Genomic DNA, 20,603 nt, shown 5'->3' on the forward strand with positions numbered 1-20,603 from the left:
AAGCCCCCGGTGAGTACCGAGGGCTTCAGGAGTTGCATGGCTGTTTCCTGCGATCCGCTATCGCTATCGATGCTTCAGCGGCCGGACTTGAATTCGGTCCAGAGCCGCGTCTGCAGACGCTGGATTTCAGGCGGCAGCGGCTTCATCAGGAACAGCGTCTTGACGACGTCCTGCGGCGGATAGACGGCCGGATCGTTCGCCACATCCTTGTCGACGTACTTGCGCGCTTCGGCGTTCGCACTCGGGTAGTAGACGGCGTTCGTGATCGCAGCGTGCACCTGCGGTGTCTCGATGTAGTTGATCCATTCGAGCGCGGCTTCCTTATGCTTCGCGTCCTTCGGAATCGCCATCACGTCGAACCACACCGGCGCCCCGCCCTGCGGAATGTAGTACTCGACCTTGTACGGCTTCTTCGCTTCCAGCGTACGGTGCTTCGCGATCACCACGTCGCCCGAATAGCCGTACGCGAAGCAGATGTCGCCACCGACCAGATCGTTGATATAACCCGACGAGTTGAACTGCGTGATGTACGGACGGATCTTCTTCATCATCGCGAGCGCGGCGCGGTAGTCGTCCGGATTCGTGCTCATCGGGTCTTTGCCCATGTAGTGCAGCGCGGCGGCGAACACCTGGTCCGGCGCGTCGAGCAGCGACACGCCGCAAGCCTTCAGCTTCGAGATGTTTTCCGGCTTGAACAGGACGTCCCAGCTGTTGAGCGGCACGTTGCTGCCAAGCAGCTTTTGCGCCTTGGTCACGTTGTAGCCGAGACCGGTCGTGCCATATGCCCAAGGCACCGAGAACTGGTTGCCCGGATCTGCACCGGCGATGAGCGCCATCAGTGCGGGATCGAGATACTTGAGATTCGGCAGCTTCGATTTGTCGAGCGGCGCGAAGATGCCTGCTGCGATCTGCTTGCCTGCGTAGTTGCTGGTCGGCACGACGATGTCGTAGCCGGAATTGCCGGTGAGGAGCTTGGCCTGCAGCGTGTCGTCGCTGTCGTAGTTGTCGTACTGGACCTTGACGCCGGTCTGTTTGGTGAAGTTCGGGATTGTGTCCTTGGCGATGTAATCCGACCAGTTGTACACATTCAGCTGCGTGTCCTTCGCTGCCGCCGTCACCCACGGTGCCGCACACAATACGAGCGCGGCCAGCCGACCCATCACCTGTCTCTTCATCCTGTTCTCCGTTGCCGACCGGCCCGAACCGGTCGCTCATGTAACTTACGTCGCCGATGCCGCGCGTCCGCGCACGGCACCCCCGAAAAATTCGAAAACTACCATTAATTGCTGCGCGCGCCAAAGAAAAAACCTTCCTGTCGCACAAACAGTACAGGGCGTGCGGCTCGTGGTTGTTGGGTCCGCTGCATGTCCGTGCCTTGTTTCCGCCTTTCCCGTGTAAATCTCGCGCTGCAAAACGGGCGCAATTTTAACGGGTTATGCGCGCGTGTCCAGCCGGAAAAAAACCTCCCGCTCCGGTAGCACCGTGTCGGGCCAGTGCACGGCCCGCGCGCCATATGGCGCCGACGGTTTATCGCCAATGCATATTGACGCACGCGCGGCAGGGTAATCGATGTTCGCAAGCGCGTTGACGGGCACAATAGGCTTGGCCCGGCCGCCCGACATCTCGCGATACCTCGCAAGGCCGGGCCCGCTGCCTGCGCCAAACCGGCTTACCGGCTGTACCGTCCAGGGTTCGCGATGAATACCAACCCGTTTGCGCTGCGTCAGAATCGCCGCCGCCCGCCTCAGGGCGGCGAGCCGGGTCGGCCGGCGCACTGGTTTTCGTTCGTCGGTGCGGGGGCGTTGATCGCGGTCGGCTACATGGACCCGGGCAATTGGGCCACTGCGCTGGCCGGCGGTGCGAGCTACGGCTACGAGTTGCTCAGCGTCGTACTGCTATCGAGCCTGATGGCGATGCTGCTGCAATGGATCTCGTCGCGGCTCGGCCTCGTCACCGGGCGCGATCTGGCGCAGCTCTGCCGTGAGCGCAATCGCCGCGCGACGACGGTGTTCCTGTGGATCACCAGTGAAATCGCGATCATCGCGTGCGATGTCGCCGAAGTGGTCGGCAGCGCGGTGGCGCTGCAACTGTTGCTTGGCGTGTCGCTGACCGTCGGGGTGCTGTTATCGGCGGTCGGCACGCTCGCGATGCTCGCGCTTCAGCAGTACGGCAGGCGCACGCTCGAAGCCGTCGTCGTCCTGCTGATTCTGTTCGTCGGGTTGTGCTTCGTCGTCGAACTCGCGCTCGCCAGACCCGACTGGCACGCGGCACTCGCCGGCACCGTGCCGAGTGGCGAGTTGTTGCGCAACGCGGGGATGGTCTGGCTCGCGGCCGGGATTCTCGGCGCCACCGTCATGCCGCACAACCTTTACCTGCACTCGGCGCTTGTCAAGCAACATGCGCCCGGCGGCACCCGGGCGGAAATCGCCCATGCGTTGCGCGGCGTGAATTTCGATACTTTCGGCTCGCTGTCGTTTGCGTTCGTGATCAACGCGGCGCTGCTGATACTCGCGGCCGCCGTGTTCTACGCGAACGGCCATCGCAACGTGACCGATCTCGCCGACGCGCACCGGCTGATCGCACCGATCGTCGGATCGCGCTGGGCCAGCATCTTGTTCGCGGCGGCGCTACTCGCCTGCGGGCTGAACGCCACGGTGACGGGAACGCTGGCGGGCCAGGTCGTGATGGAGGGATTTTTGCGGCTGCGGCTGCCGCGCTGGCAACGTGCGTTGCTGACCCGGGCGCTCGCGATGGGGCCCGCGCTGCTGGCAGTCGCGCTGTTCGGCCCGCATGGTTCGAACCAGTTGCTCGTGGCGAGCCAGGTCGTGCTGAGCCTGCAATTGCCGCTGGCCGTGGTGCCGCTGATCCGCTATGCGTCCGATCCGCTGTTGATGCACGACTGGCGCGTGCGCGGTGTGCCACTGCTGCTCGCGTGGCTTTGCGCCGTGGCGATCCTCGTGCTCAATGGGGTGCTGGTGTGGCAGGTTGCGACTGGGTCATGAACTGTTTCTTCACGCAGGCGCCCACGTCCTTTCGTTTAACATAGCGGGACGTTCCCGTTTTTTCGCTTTTAGCTTCAAGGTCTCCGATGGCATCCAATCTTCACGCACTTCCCGACAGCCCCTGCATCGGCGTCTGCTCGACGCTTTTCGACGAAATCTGCAAGGGCTGCGGCCGCACGGCCGGCGAAGTAGCGAACTGGGTCTTCATGACCGACGACGAAAAGCGCGCGGTGTGGGAGCGCATTCAACGCGAAGGTACTGCGATGCGGTTTCAGTACGACAAGCTGTAACGCGGCGGCGTGGGTGACATGAGCAACCTCGCCGCCGGTCGGTGCGCTTACTCCACACCCTGGCTAGCGAGGAAATCCTCGTAATTCCCACCAAAGTCGTTCAACGTACCATCCGTCTTCACTTCAATGATGCGATTGGCCAAGCCATTCACGAACTCGCGATCGTGCGAAACGAAGATCAGCGTGCCTTCGTATTTTTCGAGCGCGATCTGCAGCGACTCGATCGATTCCATGTCCATGTGGTTGGTCGGCTCGTCCATCAGCAGCACGTTGTGACGGCCGAGCATAAGCTTGCCCCAGATCATGCGGCCCTTCTCGCCGCCCGACAGCACCTTCACCGACTTGCGGATATCGTCCGCGTTGAACAGCAGCCGGCCAAGCGTGCCGCGCACCGACTGTTCGTCGTCGCCTTCCTGGCGATAACCGTCGATCCACTCCATCAGCGTGACGTCGTCCGGGAATTCCTCGTAGGTGTCCTGCGGCATGTAGCCGAGGTTCGCGTTCTCGGCCCACTTGATCGTACCGTGATCGACCTTGAGGTTGCCCCTCAGCGTACGCAGCAACGTCGTCTTGCCCGCCCCGTTCTCGCCGATGATCGCGATGCGCTCGCCCGGCTGCACGCTGATGCTGAAGTTGTTGAAGATCGTGCGGTCGTATTTCTTGGTGATCTTCTCCGCGACGACGGCGATGTTATGCAGCTTCTTCTCGTATTCGAAGCGGATAAACGGGTTCTGCCGCGACGACGGCTTGAATTCCTCGATCTTGATCTTGTCGATCATCTTCATGCGGCTGGTGGCCTGACGGGCCTTCGACTTGTTCGCCGAGAAGCGGCGCACGAAGTCCTGCAGATCGGCCACGCGTTCCTTCGCCTTCGCGTTGGCGCTCTGCTGACGCTCGCGCGCCTGCGTGCTCGCCAGCATGTAGTCGTCGTAGTTGCCCGGATAGACCTTCAGCGTACCGAAGTCCATGTCGGCCATGTGCGTGCAGACCTGGTTCAGAAAGTGTCGATCGTGCGAGATGATGATCATCGTCGAGTTGTACTGGTTGAGCACGTCTTCCAGCCAGCGGATCGAGTTGATGTCGAGGTTGTTGGTCGGCTCGTCGAGCAGCAGCACATCGGGCTTCGAGAACAGCGCCTGTGCGAGCAGCACGCGCAGTTTCCAGCCGGGCGCGACGTTGCTCATCGGGCCGTTGTGCAGGTCGATGGCAATACCGATGCCGAGCAGCAGTTCGCCCGCGCGCGCTTCGGCCGTGTAGCCGTCGTACTCGGAGAACTTCGCTTCGAGTTCGGCGGCGTGCATGTAGTCGTCGTCGGTGGCGTCCGGGTTCGCGTAGATCGCGTCGCGCTCGGTCATCGCGGCCCACATCTCGGTGTGGCCCATCATCACGACGTCGAGTACCCGTACGTCTTCGTAAGCGAACTGGTCCTGGCGCAGCTTGCCGAGGCGGATATTCGGTTCGAGCATCACGTTGCCCGAACTCGGCTCCAGGTCGCTGCCGAGGATCTTCATGAACGTGGACTTGCCGCAGCCGTTCGCCCCAATCAGGCCATAGCGGTTCCCTTCCCCGAATTTGACCGAGATGTTCTCGAAGAGGGGCTTCGGCCCGAATTGCATGGTGATGTTGGCGGTAGACAGCACAGCGCGTCCCTTTGAAAGGTAGTACGGCGAAAAACCGGGTATTTTAGCAGGTTCTCGTGAACGGTTCAGGTTGGGCGGCAGCCCGGTTCACCGCTACCGACGCCTGGGCGATACCCCACATCATCTGAAATATGGAAATGACGACGACTCAATCAAGTTCAAGTATGAAAACCAGTCCTGCACACACGGCCGAACGATCGGCCAGCCCGGTGACCTGGTGGTGACAGCCATGAACCGCACCAAAACAACACCCAGGCCCATGCCCACAAGAATCCGGAGAGCACTCGGTATCGTCGTTTGCCTATGGCTGCTGGGGGGCATTGTGCTGGCTTCAGCGGGATTGCTCACGCGTGCCCAACCGGCCGATGTCGGCGTCGTGCTGGGCAACGCGGTGCAGCGCGACGGCACCCCGTCACCACGGCTCGCGGCGAGGCTGGACACGGCGCTGCAGTGCTATCAGCAAAGCCAGTGCGGGCTACTCTTCGTGAGCGGCGGCATCGATCCATCCGGCACGAATGAGGCGCTGGCCATGCGCGCCTACCTGGTAGGACACGGCGTGCCACCCGACAAGATCGTGGTGGACAGCACGGGCGGCGATACGTGGAGCACCGCCCGTCACGCAAGCGCCTTCATGCGCAGCCGGGGGCTGTTCAGCGCCGTCGTGGTGACGCAATACTTCCACCTGCCCAGGACCACGCTTGCTCTCAAACGCTTCGGCGTACGCGACGTAAGTGGCACGTATCCGCGGTTCTGGGAACTCCGCGATATCTATTCCGTGGCACGCGAAGTCCCCGCCTACTTCTGGTACAGCATCCGCCCGAGCTAGTGCTCCCCGAGGGGTATGCCGGCATCACTTCGGCAGCACCCCGTCGACGCCCTCGACATACCAGTTGAGCCGCTGCAGTTCCGCATCGGCCAGCGTCTTGCCCGCCGGAACCTTCACCGCACCGGTCTGATCCTTGATCGGACCGGTGAACACGTCCCACTTCGCGCTCGCGATTTGCGCGCGCTTCGCTTCGACGTCCTTCTGCGCGGCGGCGGAGAGGACGCCGGTATTCAGGTCTTCGAGATTGACGGCTTTCTGCGGAATGCCCCACCACACCGGATCGTTCTTCCATTTGCCGTCGAGCACCTGCTGGATCGCCGCCGTGTAGTACACGCCCCAATGTCCGACCACCGACCCGAGATGCGCGTCAGGACCGAACTTCTTCATGTCCGAGTCCCAGCCGAACGCATGCACGTGTTTCTCCGAAGCGGTGGCCAGCGTTGCGCTTGAATCGGTGTTCTGCAACAGCACGTCGGCGCCCTGCCCGATCAGCGTTTCGGCGGCCTGTTTTTCCTTGCCCGGATCGAACCAGCTGTTGATCCAGATCACCTTCGTGTGCACTTTCGGATTCACCGAGCGCGCGCCGAGCGTGTACGCATTGATGTTGCGGACCACCTCGGGAATCGGCACCGACGCGACGAAACCGAGCGTGTTGGTCTTCGTCACATAGCCGGCCGCGACGCCCGCGAGATACGCGCCCTGGTACATGCGCACGTCATAGGTGCCGAAGTTCGCGGCTTTCTTGTAGCCGGTCGCATGCAGGAACACGGTGTCGGGAAAGTCCTTCGCGACCTTCAGTTCGAAGTCCTGGTAGCCGAAGCTCGAACCGATGATGATCTTGTTGCCCTTGTTCGCGAGATCGCGGAAGACGCGTTCGGAGTCGGCGGATTCGGGCACGTTCTCGATCCGCGTGATCTTGATCTTGTTGCCGAACTGCGCTTCGGCTTCTTTCGAACCCTGATCGTGGGCGAAGGTCCAGCCGGCGTCGCCCGGGTTGCCCAGATAGACGAAGGCGACGCCAGGTGCCTCGGCTGCCTGTGCCGGTTGTTGTGCAAGCGTTGCGCCAAGACTCAGCGATGCGGCCGCGAGCGCGAACGTGGTCAGCAGTTTTCTTCTCATTGTGTTTTCTCCAGTGATGTCGTTGATTGTCAGATCGTTGTTATCCAGATGCACTCAGCCTGCGGCGAAAAACGGTTTGCCGAGCGAAGCCGGCGCATTCAGCCGGATCGTGTTCGGGTTGCGCGAGATCAGCACCAGCACGACGATCGTCGCGAGGTACGGCAGCATCGCGAGAAACTGCGTCGGCACAGGCACGCCGATCGCCTGGGCGTAGAACTGCAGGCCCGTCACGGCACCGAACAGCAGCGCACCGATCAAGAGACGCCCCGGCCGCCACGTCGCAAACACGACAAGTGCGAGCGCGATCCAGCCGCGTCCCGACGTGAGCTGCTCCTGCCACAGATGCAGATTGACGATCGAGTAGTAGCCGCCCGCAAGCCCCGCCATGCCGCCACCAAACAGCACCGCACCATAGCGCACGCCGACCACCGGAAAGCCCACCGAATGCGCGACCTGCGGCGACTCGCCCACCGAGCGCAGCACGAGTCCCGCTCGCGTGCGGTACAGGAACCAGCCAATCGCCGCGAACATCGCGAACGCGAGGTAATCGAGTGGCGTCAGACTGAAAAACGCGGGACCGAGGACCGGAATTTTCGAGAGCAGTGGAATCGGCCACGCATCGATCGTCACGCGCACAGCCGCCGATGTGTACGGCTTGCCGACATACGCGGACAAACCGATGCCGAAGATCGTCAGCGACAGGCCGGTTGCGACCTGGTTCGCCATCATCGTCAGTGTGAGAAATGCGAATAGCAGCGACATGGCCACGCCTGCCGCGATCGCCGCCATCACGCCGAGCCACGGGTTGCCCGTGATTGCGGTGACCGCATAGCCGCTCACCGCGCCCATCAGCATCATCCCTTCGACGCCGAGGTTAAGCACCCCCGACTTCTCCGCGACGAGTTCGCCCGCGCCGGCGAACATCAGCGGAATCGCTGCGGTCACGGCGCTCGAAGTCAATGCACTGGCTTGCTGGATATCCATGAGAGTCGTGTTGGAGAAGTCAGTGGGCGTGCGGAACGTGCGCGGCCGTATGGCGGCGACGCACGCGGTAATTCACGAACAGGTCGGCACCGAGCAGGCAGAACAGCAGCAGCCCCTGGAACACGCCGGAGAGCGCCTGCGGCAGTTGCATCGACGTCTGCACCGCTTCGCCGCCGAGGTACAGCAACGCCATCAACAGACTGGCCAGCACGATACCGAACGGATGCAGCCGGCCGACGAACACGACGATGATCGCGGTGAAGCCATAGCCCGGCGACCACGTCGCCTGCAGTTGCCCGATCGGCCCCGCGATCTCGCCCATACCCGCCAGCCCAGCCAGCCCGCCGCTGATCAGCAGCGAGGTCCAGATCGTGCGGCGATCCGAGAAACCGGCATAACGTGCAGCGAGCGGTGCCAGACCGCCGACGTTCATGCGGAAGCCCGCAAAGCTCTTGCGCATGAAGAGCCACACGAGCGGAATCGCAACCAGCGTGACGAAGATCGACGCGTTGAGCCGCGTGCCGCGCAGAAATTTCCAGTGCCAGTCGCCGGCGAAGGTCGGATAGAGCGCGTCGCCAGAGAACATCTCCGACAGCGGAAAATTCATCCCCTGCGGGTCGCGCCACGGACCGCTCACCAGATAGATCAGCAGTTGCGTGGCGACATAGGTGAGCATCAGGCTCGTGAGGATCTCGTTGGTGTTGAAGCGGCTCTTCAGCAGCGCCGGAATCGCGGCCCACGCCATGCCGCCGAATACGCCGGCCAGCATCATCGTCGGCAGGATCCACCAGCCGCTCGCCTGATCGAAGTAGATCGCGACGCCGCTTGCGGCAATTCCGCCGAGCAGCATCTGCCCTTCCGCGCCGATGTTCCAGACGTTCGCGCGATAACCGATTGCGAGACCGAGACCGATCAGACACAACGGCGACGCCTTTAGCAGCAGTTCGGTCCAGCCGTTGATGCTCGACAGCGGTTCGATAAAGAACGCGTGCATTGCCTGCAACGGGTCGCGGCCTACCAGGCCGAAAATCAGAAAGCCGATCACGAGCGTCAGCAGTGCGGCGATCAGCGGGACGGCGAGCTGCATCGCGCGGGACGGCGAGGTGCGCGCTTCGAGTCGATACGGAAGGATCATGTGGTCGGAGTGGTGAGCGTGTCGTTATCTGTCTGTGCGCTGTGTGCTTTCGTGTGCGGCGTCATGCGTGCGCGGGTTCGCCAGGCGGTGACGGCGGCAACGTTGCGCTGTCGTGCTCGCCGAACAGGCCCGCCATCCAGCGGCCGATCTCTTCGGCATTCGTGTCGCCGCACCGGCGCACCGGCGAAAGACGTCCGCGCGCGAGCACGGCCACGCGGTCGCAGATGTCGAACAGTTCTTCGAGTTCTTCGGAGATCACGAGGATCGCTACGCCACTTGCCGACAGATCGAGCAACTGCTGACGGATGAACGCCGCCGCGCCGACGTCGACGCCCCACGTAGGCTGCGCGACGACCAGCACCTTCGGCGCCTGGAGCATCTCGCGGCCGACGATGTACTTCTGCAGGTTGCCCCCCGACAGACTTTGCGCAAGTGCATCGGGGCCGCCGCAGCGCACGTCGAACGCCGCGATGCAACGCTGCGCGAACGCTTTCATTGCGCGCGCATCGATCCAGCCCGAGCGGACCATGTTCTCGCGATGCGCTGTGAGCAGCGCGTTTTCCGCGAGCGACATCGCCGGCACAGCGCCGCGCCCGAGCCGTTCTTCGGGCACGAACGCGAAGCCGAGCGCGCGCCGGGCGCCTGCGCCGAGCCGCCCCGCCGGTCGGCCGCAGATCTCGATCGCATCCGGTTGCGCGCTACGCGTTTCGCCCGACAGCGCGGCGAGCAGTTCCGCCTGGCCGTTGCCCGACACACCCGCAATGCCGAAGATCTCGCCGCCGTGCACCGCGAGCGACACGTTGTCGAGCGAGGTGCCGAACGGATCGGCGCTCGCCACAGAGAGCTGCCTCACCTCGAGCAATACGTTGCCCGGCGTGTGCGCGCGGCGCGTGTAATCGGGCAACGAATGGCCGACCATCAATTGCGCAAGCGACGCATGCGTTTCGTCGCGCGGCGTCACGCGGCCCGTTACGCGGCCGCCGCGCATCACGGTCGCGGTATCGCACAGCGCCTGGATCTCGTCGAGCTTGTGACTGATGTAAAGGATGCTGCAGCCTTCGGCCGCCAGCCGCCGCAGCGTCTCAAACAGCTTGCGCACCGCCTGCGGCGTCAACACGGAGGTCGGTTCGTCCATGATCAGCAGACGCGGGTTCTGCAGCAGGCAGCGGACGATCTCGACGCGCTGCCGCTCGCCCACCGTCAGGCTATGCACGTGGCGCTGCGGGTCGATATCGAGGCCGTAGTCGGCGGAAACTTCGCGGATGCGTTTGCCTAAGGTCTTCAGGTCGAATGGTTCATCGAGCGCGAGTGCGATGTTCTCGCCGACCGTCAGCGTCTCGAACAGCGAGAAGTGCTGGAACACCATGCCGATGCCGAGTTTGCGCGCTGCCGCCGGACTCGCGATCTCGACGGTTTCGCCTTCCCAGCGGATCTCACCGGCATCGGGACGCACCGCGCCATAGATGATCTTCATCAGCGTGCTCTTGCCCGCGCCGTTCTCGCCGAGCACCGCGTGAATCTCGCCGGCTGCGACGGTGAGCGTGACGTCGTCGTTGGCGCGCACGGCCGGGTACTGCTTGCTGATGCCCGTCAGCGCGAGCCGCGGTGCGGGAGATGAAGCAGGGGAAGAGTCGTCCATGGGATTCCGTAGTGCATCGATACGCCGTCTGCCGCCCTGCGCCGCCGCTCCGAAGAGCCTCGTGTGCACTGCGGCAACCGGTCGACAATACCTAATTCGCCGCAGCCAGTCGAGCCGTCAAAAATCGCGCAAAGCCGCGCCACAGCACGCTTTCCGGGTTAGCCACCCTTGACGCGGCTTTGTGTCTATATTAAAACGTATATACCCTACAGCACCCTCGATCAGCCTTTACATATAATCGGAGAAGTCATGAGCCAGCAACGCGAGGCGATCGACACCTACTTACTGCGGGTCTTGCACACCCTGCTGATGGAGCGCAGCGTGACGCGCGCCGCCGTCAAACTCAACCAGTCCCAGCCGGCCATCAGCGCGGCGCTGCGCCGGTTGCGCGACATCACCGGCGACCCGCTGCTCGTGCGCGGCAAATCCGGCATGGTGCCGACCGAGTACGGCCTGCGCCTGCTCGAACCGGTGCAGAACGCGCTGCGCGAAATCGAGCGCATCAAGTTCCAGCAGCACAACTTCGATCCGGCGACATCGATTCGCTGTTATCGCATCGGTTGCCCGGACTATCTGAACGTGCTGTTCGTGCCGACCGTCGTCGAGCGTTTCCGCCAGGCCGCGCCGAACGCGACACTCGAATTCCATTCGCTCGGTCCTGCGTTCGACTACGAACTCGCGCTCGAAGACGGCAAGCTCGACATCGTCGTCGGTAACTGGCCCGAGCCGCCCGAGCAACTGCATCTGTCGAACCTGTTCGTCGATCAGATCGTCTGTCTGATGAGCAGCGCGCACCCGTATGCCAAACGCGGCGGCCTCACACTCGACCAGTACCTGAACGCGCCCCACCTCGCGCCGACGCCCTATTCGGTCGGCCAGCGCGGCGCAATCGACGTGCACCTCGCACGCGAGCGGCTCAAGCGCCATGTCGTCGTTACGCTGCCGTACTTCAATCTCGCGCCGTACGTGCTCGTCAAATCGGATCTGATCTTCACGACGACGCGGCTCTTCGCCGATCACTACTCGAAGTTCTTGCCGCTCACGGTCGTGCCCGCGCCGCTCGACTTTCCACCGATGCAGTACTACCAGTTGTGGCACGAGCGCTGCCATTACTCCGACGAAGTGCGCTGGCTGCGCGGGCTTGTTGCCGAGGCGACTCGCACGTTGATCGACAAGCCGTGAGGCGAGCCCGCGTTCATTGTTACGCAGGCTTGCGTCGGCAAGACGCACAGCGTGCTTGCGCGCAATCCGTCAGCCCTGGTGGCGCAACGACCTGATACTGCGGCTGAGTGAGCCGGTTGTGCCGCTCACTCAGACGCTGAATGACTATCGTAGCTACGCAGCCGCCTGATACAGCGTCCGCGCAAGCCCGTTGTGCCGCTCGATCACCGGCCCTAGATCGAGCGTCGTCAGCCTTCCCTCTTTCACGACGACACGCCCACCGATCACGCTAACCGCCACCTGCGACGGCGCGCAGAACACCAGCGCCGCAACCGGGTCGTGCAACGCGCCGGCAAAGAGCGGCTGGCGCAAATCGAACGCGACGAAATCGGCGGCCATGCCGGGCGCGAGCGCACCGATATCGTCGCGATTGAGCACCCGTGCACCACCGAGCGTCGCGATTTCGAGCGCTTCGCGCGCGGTCATCGCATCGGGCCCAAAACCAACACGTTGCAGCAGCAATGCCTGGCGTACTTCGGCAACCATCTGCGCGCCATCGTTCGACGCCGAACCGTCAACGCCGAGCCCGACCGGCACGCCGGCCAGTCGCATTCGTTTAACCGGGGCAATGCCTGAGGCAAGCCGCATGTTCGAGCACGGACAGTGCGCCACGCCGGTGCCGGTCCGCGCAAACAACGCAATCCCCGCATCGTCGAGCTGAACGCAGTGCGCATGCCACACATCGCGCCCGACCCAACCGAGATCCTCGGCGTATTCGGCCGGTGTCATACCGAACTTCTCGCGACTATACGCAATGTCGTTCACGTTCTCCGCAAGATGCGTATGCAGCGACACACCGTACTGCCGCGCCAGCACCGCCGACTCCCGCATCAAATCGCGGCTCACCGAAAACGGCGAGCACGGCGCGACGACCACCCGCAGCATCGCGTAGCGGCCTGCGTCGTGATACGTCTCGATGAGCCGCTGCGTGTCCTTCAGGATGTCCGCCTCGCGCTCGACCACCGAATCCGGCGGCAATCCCCCGTCTTTCTGTCCCACGCTCATGCTGCCGCGGCTCGCATGAAAGCGCATACCGATGCGCTGTGCGGCGGCGATGCTGTCGTCGAGCCGGCTGCCGTTCGGATAGATATACAAATGATCGCTCGACGTCGTGCAACCGGACAGCAGCAGCTCGGCCATCGCCGTCAGCGTCGACACTTCGATCATCTCGGGCGTCAGATGCGCCCACACCTTGTAGAGGCTCGTCAGCCAACCGAACAGCTCGGCGTCCTGCGCGGCCGGGATCGCCCGCGTCAGGCTCTGATACATGTGGTGATGCGTGTTGACGAGCCCCGGTATCACCAGGTGCCCGTGCAGGTCGAGCACGTCGTCCGCTGTCTGCGGTAGTTCGGATGTCGGCCCAACTGCAACGATCCGGTTGTCTTCGATATACAGGCCGCCGTCGCGCAACTCGCGCCGTGCGCCATCCATCGTCACCAGTACATCGGCATGCCTGACCAGCATGGTCTTGCCGCGGGGGGTGTGCTGCGCCATCGTCATTCGTTTCTCCGCCTGATTCATGCCGCTCCGGCGAATTGCCGCAGCGACGGGTGCGAGGCGCACCGAACGCGATGGGGCGAGCACGCACCGTGCCGCCGCGTCCGTTCAGACGCCGGGGGCCCGGTTACCCGGCGTGCTGCGCCGTCTTCGGGACACGCAGCGGGGCTGCGCATGGGCATAACCTTCGCGGGCCAAAATTGCGCTGACAACACGCGCCGGTGCGATACCGGGATTCACGCTGCCGATATAGTGGGTCATTCTGGCGCCGGTACGATCGGTAAAACGCATAAATCGTGTCGTCATACCGTCGCCGCAGGGTTCAGCTTTCAGCAGACTGTCATGCGTCAGGCTTTATCTTTCCTATCGCTCGTGCGCGAATGCGTTCATCCTTTTTACAATGGCTGCCACGGCGCTCGCTTCGATCCGCCGACGGGTATGTAGCCACTGACGTGGAGCCTCGATCCGCCGCACACGCATCATGGATCGGGCCGTCGCTGAAACCTCGCATCGATACAAGGAAAATTGCGAATGGGAAAGCTCACTACCCACGTGCTCGACACCGCGAACGGCCGGCCCGGCGCCAGCGTCAAGGTCGAACTCTACGCGCTGACCGGTGACACGCGCCGCCTGCTGAAAACCACCGTCACTAACCACGATGGCCGCTGCGACGCACCGTTGCTGGCGGACGATACCTTCGTGGTTGGCGAATACGAACTCGTGTTCCATGCAGGCGACTACTTTGCCGCCACGGGCGCGCAGTTGCCGCAGCCGCGCTTCGTCGATCGTGTCGTGCTGCGCTTCGGCATCGCCGATGCGGGTTCGCACTATCACGTGCCGCTGCTCGTGTCGCCGTGGTCATACAGCACGTATCGCGGTAGCTGACACAAGGCCGGTCACCGTCCGTGCATTTTGCAGATGACGAGGAGACACCTGCTGAACGCTGACGGACGGCTGGATCAGAACGGCAACCGCACACCCACATACGGCGCCCTACGCGCCTGACGCAGTCCGCGCGCCGGCCACCCGACGAGCCGCGACGCGACGCGCACAACGAACAGGAAGTGGAGGAGTTTCATGGAAGGATTTATCACCGACTGGCTGAATCTCGCGATTCGCTGGTTTCACGTCATCGTCGCTATCGCGTGGATCGGCGAGTCGTTCTATTTCGTCGCGCTCGACAACAGCCTGAAACCGCCGCAGGACGCGAACCAGCGCAAACGCGGCGTGTTCGGCGAACTGTGGCACGTGCACGGCGGCGGCTTCTACAACATGCAGAAGTACACGGTCGCACCACCCGAAATGCCTGACGATCTGCATTGGTCGAAGTGGCCGTCGTACACGACGTGGCTCTCGGGCTTCGGCCTCTTCACCGTGCTGTATCTGTTCGCGCCGAACACCTACCTGATCGACAAGAACGTGTTCGATATGGGACCGGTCGTCGCGATCTTCTCGGCGCTCGGTTTTCTGGCGGCCGGCTGGATTGTCTACGACTCGCTGTGTCGTCTGCTCGGTACGCGAGACAAACTGCTCGGTATAAGCGTCGGCCTGTACGTGCTGATCGCCATCTGGCTCGCGTGTCATATCTTCGCGGGGCGCGCGGCGTATCTGATCACCGGCGCGATGCTCGCAACGATCATGTCGGCGAACGTGTTCGTCGTGATCATCCCCGGTCAGCGCAAGATGGTCGACGCGATGTTGAAGGGCGAGACGCCGAATCCGATCTACGGCAAACGCGGCAAGCAGCGCTCGGTGCACAACACCTATTTCACGCTGCCGGTGGTGTTCGCGATGCTGTCGAACCACTACGCGATGACCTACACGCATCCGTACAACTGGGCCGTGCTCGCGATCATCATGCTGGCCGGCGCACTGATCCGTCAGTTCTTCGTGATGCGGCATCGCGGCCAGGTGCTGTGGTATCTGCCCGTCGGCGGTGTAGCGCTGATGGCTGCCGCACTCGTGTGGACGATGCCGAAGCCGGTCGTGCCGCAGGCGCAGGCAGCGAACCAGCCGGTGCTGAAAGTCGCGGATATCGCGCCGGTGTTGCAGCAGCGCTGCATCGCGTGCCACTCGTCGCACCCGACCATGATGGGTAGCGCCCCGGCCGGCGTGATGTTCGATACACCCGACGAGATCTCGCAGAACGCGCAACGGATCTACAACCAGGCAGTGACGCTGAAGGCAATGCCGCTCGGTAACGTCACGCACATGACCGATGCCGAGCGGCAGAAGATTGCTGCGTGGTTTCAGGCCGGCGCCGCGAAGTAAGCGATAAGGGGCTGGCCGCAGGGTCGGGATGACCGGCGGCCAGTCCAGGATGCTCCACTCCGACAGATCGACCACGCGCTATGACAAACGCGCGAGGAAGCTACCGATCGCACGATTGAACGCGGAATTGTCCTCGACATGAGGGATATGCCCGATGCCCGGCAAGACGTTCATTTGCGCGTCAGGCAACAGGCGCGACAGGCGCAGTCCATCGCTAACGGGCGTTACGCCGTCGGTTGCACCCCAGATCACATCGACCGGCATGGTCAGCGACGCGTAGTCCGGCGAGTGGCTGCTTTTGCTGAGCCCTGGATCGTTGAGAAATGCATCGAGCCAGTTCTCGTAAGCCACCGTCGTCCCAACCACCGAGAGCGGTCGCTGATAGACGGCGATCCATTCGGGCGTCAGTGCGTCGTGACGCGAGGTGAACTTCCGTAAAAACCATCCGGTGAGCCGCGGATTGGTCGCCGTCGCGGCAATCACCGGTCGCGCGACCACCGGTAGCGCAAGCAGATTGCCGATTAACCCTCGCTGCGCGGGCGCTCGATCGATAGACAGCGCAACATCCACCAGTACCGCTGCCTTAAAGCGCTCCGGTTCAGTCATCAACGCTTCGACCGTCGCTCGCCCGCCAAACGAATGACCGACGAGTACGACCTCTGAAAGCTTCAGCGTGTCGAGCATCCCGAGAATGCGCAGCGCCTGGTGTTTCGTGTCGTAGGTATCGGCCGCCGGCCGGCTCGTATAGCCAAAAGGCGGCAGGTCGACCGCAATGCAGTGATAGCCCGCCTGAGCGAGATAATTCATGGTCGGCAGCCATGTCGAACTCCAGGCGCCTGCGCCGGAAATAAAAACAATCGGCTTTCCGTTCGCGGGACCCCGCTCCTGTATCAGCATATCCACGTCCGCCGCCCGCACGAAACGCGATCCAGCCGGCGCAGCGCTCTGCGCGACGTCTTGCTCGCGGCTATGGGCCAGTAAATCTGCGGCGCCCAATACGCACACCAGTACGATGATCGGTGTGGCGACCACGGCAATCGCGATTTTATAAAATTTCATGAAGTCTCACGCGTTCTTGTTATGTTTCGTCGTTGCAGCGGCCTATTTACTATGGAAAATAATTACATGTGCCAATACCGCGCCAGTTTTCTCAAGATCAAGATCGACCGATAATATCAAGTCCGCTTAAAATTGCGCACCGAAGCTTAAAACAAGCTGACAGTTTCAGCAGCCGTCAATCGACTCCCGGGAACAGGCGAAAACAAACATGCTATTAACTACAGTCGTCCCCGCTTTCTTTTTGAGCCGCGGTCGCATTACACGCAGCGAATGGCTGACCCGCATCGTCATCGCCGCGCTCGTGTGCACCGCGTTCGGCAGCCTCGCCGGATCCTGGTTTGGCGAAACGGGCACGAGCCTCTTTGCGATCGTCTTTCTCTGGAGTGCAAGCGCGCTCTCCGCGCAACGCCTGCACGACACCAGTCGTAACGGATGGTCGTTATTAGCCGCCGTCATCCCGGTGTTCGGGCCGATCTGGGTTTTGATCCACCTGCTGCACCGCGGCGTCGATCACGCCAATCGCTTTGGTCCCGATCCGGCAATCCGCTCGGATTACCTCAAAGTCAATATCGCGGAGTGATGCAGACATGGCAACGGTCAACGACGTCACCCAGCTAAACCGGATCCCGGTATTTTCAGTCGCTACGCCTGCTACCACGCAGGAAGTCGTCGAGGCGCTCACGCAAACCAATCTGCCGGTATCGGTAGGCGGCGGTCACTTCAGCATGGGCGGACACACTGCCAGCCCGGGTACGCTGCATCTGGATATGCGCAAGATGAACCGGATACTCCGGTTCGAGCCGCATACATCGGTGATTCGCGTGCAGGCTGGCATCCGCTGGTGCGACATCCAGCACTTCATCGATCCGCATGGTCTGTCCGTCAAGATCATGCAGACCTACGCGAACTTCACGGTAGGTGGTGCGCTGTCGGTGAACGCGCACGGGCGTTACATGGGCCTTGGGCCGGTTGTGCTGTCGGTACGGGCCATTACGCTCGTGCTCGCGAGCGGCGAAGTCGTCACCGCGACGCCTTCTGCGAACACCACGTTGTTCAACGCGGCGATTGGCGGATATGGCGGTGTCGGCATCATCACCGAAGTGGAACTCGACCTCGCGCCCAATACGCGGGTCAAGCGCAGCGATCGCAAGATGCACACGGTCGATTACAAGTCATGGTTCGACAAGAACGTGCGCGGCCATCACGACGTGATCTTCCACAATTTCGATCTCTATCCGCCGCGCTATACACGCGGCCGGGCCATCAGTTGGACAGTGACCGACGAGCCGGCAACGTCGGGACGATTGCAGCCGCTCAGCCGCGGGTTTCTGGCAGCGAAGTATTTTCTGTGGGCCATCACCGAGACACCGCTCGGCAAGTTCCGGCGCGAGTATCTGTACGACCCGCTGCTGCATTTCGGCAAAAAGGTGCACTGGCGCAATTACGAAGCCGGTTACGACGTCGCGGAACTCGAACCGGTCGGGCGTCGCCGGCGCACGTACGTGCTCCAGGAGTATTTCGTTCCCGTGGCCGTCGTCACGCAATTTGCAGAGGCGCTCTCGGAGATCCTCTCGCGACATCGGGTGAATGCCGTCAACATTTCGATCCGCCACGCGCTCGCCGACAACCGCACCGTCATGGCGTGGGCACGCGGCGAGACATTTGCCTTCGTGCTCTACTACAAGCAGCGCACGCGCGACAATGCCCGCGAACGCGTCGCGGTGTGGACGCGCGAACTGATCGATGCGGTGCTGGCGGTGGGCGGCACCTACTATCTCCCCTATCAGTTGCACGCGACCCACGAACAGTTCCATCGCGCTTATCCGCGCGCGCGCGAAATGTTTGCGCTCAAGCAGCAATTCGATCCGCAATACCGACTGCGTGGTGCGCTGTGGGATCGCTACTATGCGCCGGAGCGAGGCACGCCAGAAACGACGCCGATGTCGACTACCGCTGCGGCAACAAAGGAAGACAGCAGCGGCACATTGTTCTCGACGATCTACGGTAACGAGCACGAAGCCGATCGTTTCTATACGTTCCTGCAGAACATCTTCCACGTGTTGCCTGAAGACCGCCTGCATACGTTGATCAAGGCGTCGATGGCGGAACACTCGGGTGACGAGGGTATTTATCGCGCGATCCAGGCGGGTCTCCCCGCTATCACACCGCGCCTCGCGATGCTCACCTACGCGCTGCCGTCCCTGTCGACGCAGAAAGCGGAAATGGGCCGGCAAGCCGCCACGCTGCTAGGCGATGCGCCGTTGCGAGACTACGTTGAGATCGGCACGACAGGGCGTTACGTGCGCGCCATGAAGAAGTATCTGCATCTCAAAGGCGAGGTCACCCTGGTTCACGATGTGCGGCCGGGCATGAGCCCGGTCGATATCGTCGAGCGCGGGCAGCTCGGCTCGATCGGCAGGTTCCAGCCTTTGAACGACTACGCTCCGATCGCACTACCTGCCGCCAGCGCGGATCTGGTCAGCTGCTTTGTCGGTCTGCACCATATGGCGCCGGCAAAGCTTGCGCCGTTTCTCGACTCGATTGCGCGAATCGTCCGCCCGGGCGGGTATTTCGTGGTTCGCGATCACGATGTGACGACACCGACCATGGACGCATTCGTCGCGCTCGCGCATACGGTCTTCAACGCGGGGCTCGGCGAAACGTGGCACACCAACCAGGCGGAATTACGCCATTTCGCCAGTGTGGACGACTGGATCTCGCGTATCGAAGCCGCAGGTTTTCGCCATACAGGCGCGCGCCTGACCCAGCACGGCGATCCATCGGACAATATCCTGATGGCGTTCGTGCGCGTTGGAGAAGCGGCATGAGGTGGCCGTTGCGCAATGCGCTTCTCGCTATCGGCGTGGTCATCGGTATCGTGCTCGCAGTCTCGACGCCAGCTGTGCATGCGGCAACGCCCTCCGCAACACAGGGGGCTCCGGGCACCTCATACCAGAGCCCCGTACCGGTAGCCGATCGCCGCGGCACCGAACAGACGCTGCTGACCTTTCCCGAGTGGTACCTCGTGCACAGTCCCGCGGAATACGCGCGGATCGTCCGGATTGCGCCGTCGCACGATTTTCCGTTTCTGGACCAGACCGGCCAGCTGTGGTCGAGCTACGCAACGGTCACGCGCGAGCAGTTGCATGACCACTATCCGCTCAATCCCGGCTATCACGTGATGATCTGGGTGATCGCGTCGAGCACCACGATCGAATACGCACTGCGCTCGATCTATGAAAATACCGTGGGCCGCGCAAGTTGGCTGCTCGGCGGAGAAAAGCTCACTGACGAAGACCGTTACGGTGCCCAGGCCGCGCAGGAGTACGTCGACTTCATCCGCCAGGAGCCGTGGTATCTGTTCGATTTCAGCGCGCGCCTGCATCACCTCTGGAGCGATGTGCCGCTGTGGGGACCCGGGCTGATCCGCAAATGGGAACGCCGCTACGCGCTGACCACCGAATACGCGATCAAGGCGGTGTATGGAAAGATGATCGAAAAGGCCACGCGGGCCGCTTATACGCCCGCGCTGATGACCACCGATGTGGTCGTGGACCACCTGCCCGATGGCTGGTCGGCGCCCACCCATGTCAGCGTGCTTGCTCACCTGCCGGACGGTCAGGCGTTACTTGCGTTGCCGCGCTATTTCGACTTCAGGCTGGCGGCGACAACGCTTGCGCAACAGGGCATTCATCTCACCGATATCGCCGGCAACCGATCGGTGATTCTGGTCACGCTGTGGGTGAAGGACGACCAGGTATTGCCCGCGACCAGTGGCCGCGTGCTGTTCGAACAGCCGCTAACCATGCCCGCCCATACCCGACGCGTCGCGCTGCTGATACCGGTTCGCGACCTGTCCGACTTTCTGGCGGCGGCCGGGAAAGACGGTCTCGAGACGGAGCATGTGTACGACTATTGAA

General features: G+C 62.6%; 17 protein-coding genes. 9 read left to right on the forward strand and 8 right to left on the reverse strand.

From position 1 onward, the window contains the following. Positions 1 to 74 precede the first annotated feature (74 nt). The gene (locus M0D65_RS10960) at positions 75 to 1,175 is read right to left on the reverse strand and encodes a polyamine ABC transporter substrate-binding protein (RefSeq protein ID WP_091013570.1); all 1,101 of its coding nucleotides are present in this window, start codon (positions 1,173 to 1,175) and stop codon (positions 75 to 77) included. Positions 1,176 to 1,697: 522 nt separating this feature from the next. Between M0D65_RS10960 and M0D65_RS10965 the strand changes: the two genes are divergently transcribed. Together M0D65_RS10965 and M0D65_RS10970 are read left to right on the forward strand one after the other, a co-directional pair. Next, entirely contained in the window at positions 1,698 to 3,002 is a 1,305-nt protein-coding gene (locus M0D65_RS10965; RefSeq protein ID WP_266252688.1) for an Nramp family divalent metal transporter, read from the forward strand. Positions 3,003 to 3,088: 86 nt separating this feature from the next. Continuing rightward, complete coding sequence (locus M0D65_RS10970) at positions 3,089 to 3,292, forward strand: DUF1289 domain-containing protein (RefSeq protein WP_091013579.1); 204 nt, start codon at positions 3,089 to 3,091, stop codon at positions 3,290 to 3,292. A gap of 47 nt (positions 3,293 to 3,339) precedes the next feature. Here the strand turns inward: M0D65_RS10970 and M0D65_RS10975 are convergent, their stop codons facing one another. Beyond that, complete coding sequence (locus tag M0D65_RS10975; protein ID WP_266252689.1) at positions 3,340 to 4,932, reverse strand: ABC-F family ATPase; 1,593 nt, start codon at positions 4,930 to 4,932, stop codon at positions 3,340 to 3,342. Positions 4,933 to 5,191: 259 nt separating this feature from the next. Here M0D65_RS10975 and M0D65_RS10980 point away from each other — a divergent pair, with 259 nt between their 5' ends. After that, positions 5,192 to 5,758, forward strand: a complete 567-nt coding sequence (locus tag M0D65_RS10980; RefSeq protein WP_266252690.1) for a YdcF family protein — start codon at positions 5,192 to 5,194, stop codon at positions 5,756 to 5,758. A 24-nt stretch (positions 5,759 to 5,782) separates the two neighbouring features. Here the strand turns inward: M0D65_RS10980 and M0D65_RS10985 are convergent, their stop codons facing one another. The 4 genes from M0D65_RS10985 to M0D65_RS11000 form a co-directional block, all read right to left on the reverse strand. Next, the gene (locus M0D65_RS10985; protein WP_266252691.1) at positions 5,783 to 6,877 is read right to left on the reverse strand and encodes a BMP family ABC transporter substrate-binding protein; all 1,095 of its coding nucleotides are present in this window, start codon (positions 6,875 to 6,877) and stop codon (positions 5,783 to 5,785) included. A 54-nt stretch (positions 6,878 to 6,931) separates the two neighbouring features. Further along, positions 6,932 to 7,861: an ABC transporter permease gene (locus M0D65_RS10990; RefSeq protein WP_266252692.1), complete on the reverse strand. Its 930-nt coding sequence runs from the start codon at positions 7,859 to 7,861 to the stop codon at positions 6,932 to 6,934. A gap of 19 nt (positions 7,862 to 7,880) precedes the next feature. Beyond that, positions 7,881 to 8,996, reverse strand: coding sequence for an ABC transporter permease (locus M0D65_RS10995; RefSeq protein WP_266252693.1), 1,116 nt, complete (start codon positions 8,994 to 8,996; stop codon positions 7,881 to 7,883). Between the two features lie 61 nt (positions 8,997 to 9,057). Further along, on the reverse strand, positions 9,058 to 10,635 hold the full coding sequence (locus M0D65_RS11000) for an ABC transporter ATP-binding protein (RefSeq protein WP_266252694.1): 1,578 nt from the start codon (positions 10,633 to 10,635) through the stop codon (positions 9,058 to 9,060). 249 nt (positions 10,636 to 10,884) lie between these two features. On the opposite strand from M0D65_RS11000, the gene M0D65_RS11005 reads away from it, so the two are divergent. Then, positions 10,885 to 11,817, forward strand: a complete 933-nt coding sequence (locus tag M0D65_RS11005; RefSeq protein ID WP_091013606.1) for a LysR substrate-binding domain-containing protein — start codon at positions 10,885 to 10,887, stop codon at positions 11,815 to 11,817. Between the two features lie 153 nt (positions 11,818 to 11,970). Here the strand turns inward: M0D65_RS11005 and M0D65_RS11010 are convergent, their stop codons facing one another. Then, positions 11,971 to 13,356 carry an 8-oxoguanine deaminase gene (locus M0D65_RS11010; RefSeq protein WP_266252695.1) on the reverse strand — a complete coding sequence of 462 codons (1,386 nt, stop codon included), beginning with the start codon at positions 13,354 to 13,356 and terminating at the stop codon, positions 11,971 to 11,973. Positions 13,357 to 13,884: 528 nt separating this feature from the next. Between M0D65_RS11010 and uraH the strand changes: the two genes are divergently transcribed. Both uraH and M0D65_RS11020 read left to right on the forward strand, forming a co-directional pair. Next, complete coding sequence (uraH, locus tag M0D65_RS11015) at positions 13,885 to 14,238, forward strand: hydroxyisourate hydrolase (RefSeq protein WP_266252696.1); 354 nt, start codon at positions 13,885 to 13,887, stop codon at positions 14,236 to 14,238. 192 nt (positions 14,239 to 14,430) lie between these two features. Further along, on the forward strand, positions 14,431 to 15,624 hold the full coding sequence (locus M0D65_RS11020) for a urate hydroxylase PuuD (RefSeq protein ID WP_266252697.1): 1,194 nt from the start codon (positions 14,431 to 14,433) through the stop codon (positions 15,622 to 15,624). A 78-nt stretch (positions 15,625 to 15,702) separates the two neighbouring features. On the opposite strand, the gene M0D65_RS11025 is transcribed toward M0D65_RS11020, so the two are convergent. Further along, on the reverse strand, positions 15,703 to 16,683 hold the full coding sequence (locus M0D65_RS11025) for an alpha/beta fold hydrolase (RefSeq protein WP_266252698.1): 981 nt from the start codon (positions 16,681 to 16,683) through the stop codon (positions 15,703 to 15,705). Between the two features lie 241 nt (positions 16,684 to 16,924). Here M0D65_RS11025 and M0D65_RS11030 point away from each other — a divergent pair, with 241 nt between their 5' ends. Genes M0D65_RS11030 through M0D65_RS11040 form a run of 3 tightly spaced genes read left to right on the forward strand, consistent with a single transcriptional unit; the run spans position 16,925 to position 20,602 of the window. Further along, a complete protein-coding gene (locus M0D65_RS11030; protein WP_170275831.1) occupies positions 16,925 to 17,263 on the forward strand; it encodes a DUF805 domain-containing protein in 339 nt (112 codons plus the stop codon). Positions 17,264 to 17,270: 7 nt separating this feature from the next. Beyond that, entirely contained in the window at positions 17,271 to 19,511 is a 2,241-nt protein-coding gene (locus M0D65_RS11035; protein ID WP_266252699.1) for an FAD-binding protein, read from the forward strand. Then, positions 19,508 to 20,602 (forward strand): hypothetical protein, encoded by a 1,095-nt coding sequence (locus M0D65_RS11040; protein ID WP_266252700.1) that lies wholly within the window; start codon positions 19,508 to 19,510, stop codon positions 20,600 to 20,602. The genes M0D65_RS11035 and M0D65_RS11040 overlap by 4 nt, the downstream gene beginning before the upstream one ends. Position 20,603 lies beyond the last annotated feature (1 nt).

It is taken from the genome of Paraburkholderia sp. CHISQ3 (assembly GCF_030464945.1).
Classification (GTDB): domain Bacteria; phylum Pseudomonadota; class Gammaproteobacteria; order Burkholderiales; family Burkholderiaceae; genus Paraburkholderia; species Paraburkholderia megapolitana.

Coding starts and splice junctions, on each gene's coding strand:
- M0D65_RS11025 (WP_266252698.1), bottom strand. CDS start 16,683: ATGAAATTTTATAAAATCGCGATTGCCGTGGTCGCCACACCGATCATC.
- M0D65_RS10985 (WP_266252691.1), bottom strand. CDS start 6,877: ATGAGAAGAAAACTGCTGACCACGTTCGCGCTCGCGGCCGCATCGCTG.
- M0D65_RS10980 (WP_266252690.1), top strand. CDS start 5,192: ATGCCCACAAGAATCCGGAGAGCACTCGGTATCGTCGTTTGCCTATGG.
- M0D65_RS10990 (WP_266252692.1), bottom strand. CDS start 7,861: ATGGATATCCAGCAAGCCAGTGCATTGACTTCGAGCGCCGTGACCGCA.
- M0D65_RS11005 (WP_091013606.1), top strand. CDS start 10,885: ATGAGCCAGCAACGCGAGGCGATCGACACCTACTTACTGCGGGTCTTG.
- M0D65_RS11000 (WP_266252694.1), bottom strand. CDS start 10,635: ATGGACGACTCTTCCCCTGCTTCATCTCCCGCACCGCGGCTCGCGCTG.
- M0D65_RS10960 (WP_091013570.1), bottom strand. CDS start 1,175: ATGAAGAGACAGGTGATGGGTCGGCTGGCCGCGCTCGTATTGTGTGCG.
- M0D65_RS10970 (WP_091013579.1), top strand. CDS start 3,089: ATGGCATCCAATCTTCACGCACTTCCCGACAGCCCCTGCATCGGCGTC.
- uraH (WP_266252696.1), top strand. CDS start 13,885: ATGGGAAAGCTCACTACCCACGTGCTCGACACCGCGAACGGCCGGCCC.
- M0D65_RS11035 (WP_266252699.1), top strand. CDS start 17,271: ATGGCAACGGTCAACGACGTCACCCAGCTAAACCGGATCCCGGTATTT.
- M0D65_RS11040 (WP_266252700.1), top strand. CDS start 19,508: ATGAGGTGGCCGTTGCGCAATGCGCTTCTCGCTATCGGCGTGGTCATC.
- M0D65_RS10995 (WP_266252693.1), bottom strand. CDS start 8,996: ATGATCCTTCCGTATCGACTCGAAGCGCGCACCTCGCCGTCCCGCGCG.
- M0D65_RS11010 (WP_266252695.1), bottom strand. CDS start 13,356: ATGACGATGGCGCAGCACACCCCCCGCGGCAAGACCATGCTGGTCAGG.
- M0D65_RS10965 (WP_266252688.1), top strand. CDS start 1,698: ATGAATACCAACCCGTTTGCGCTGCGTCAGAATCGCCGCCGCCCGCCT.
- M0D65_RS11020 (WP_266252697.1), top strand. CDS start 14,431: ATGGAAGGATTTATCACCGACTGGCTGAATCTCGCGATTCGCTGGTTT.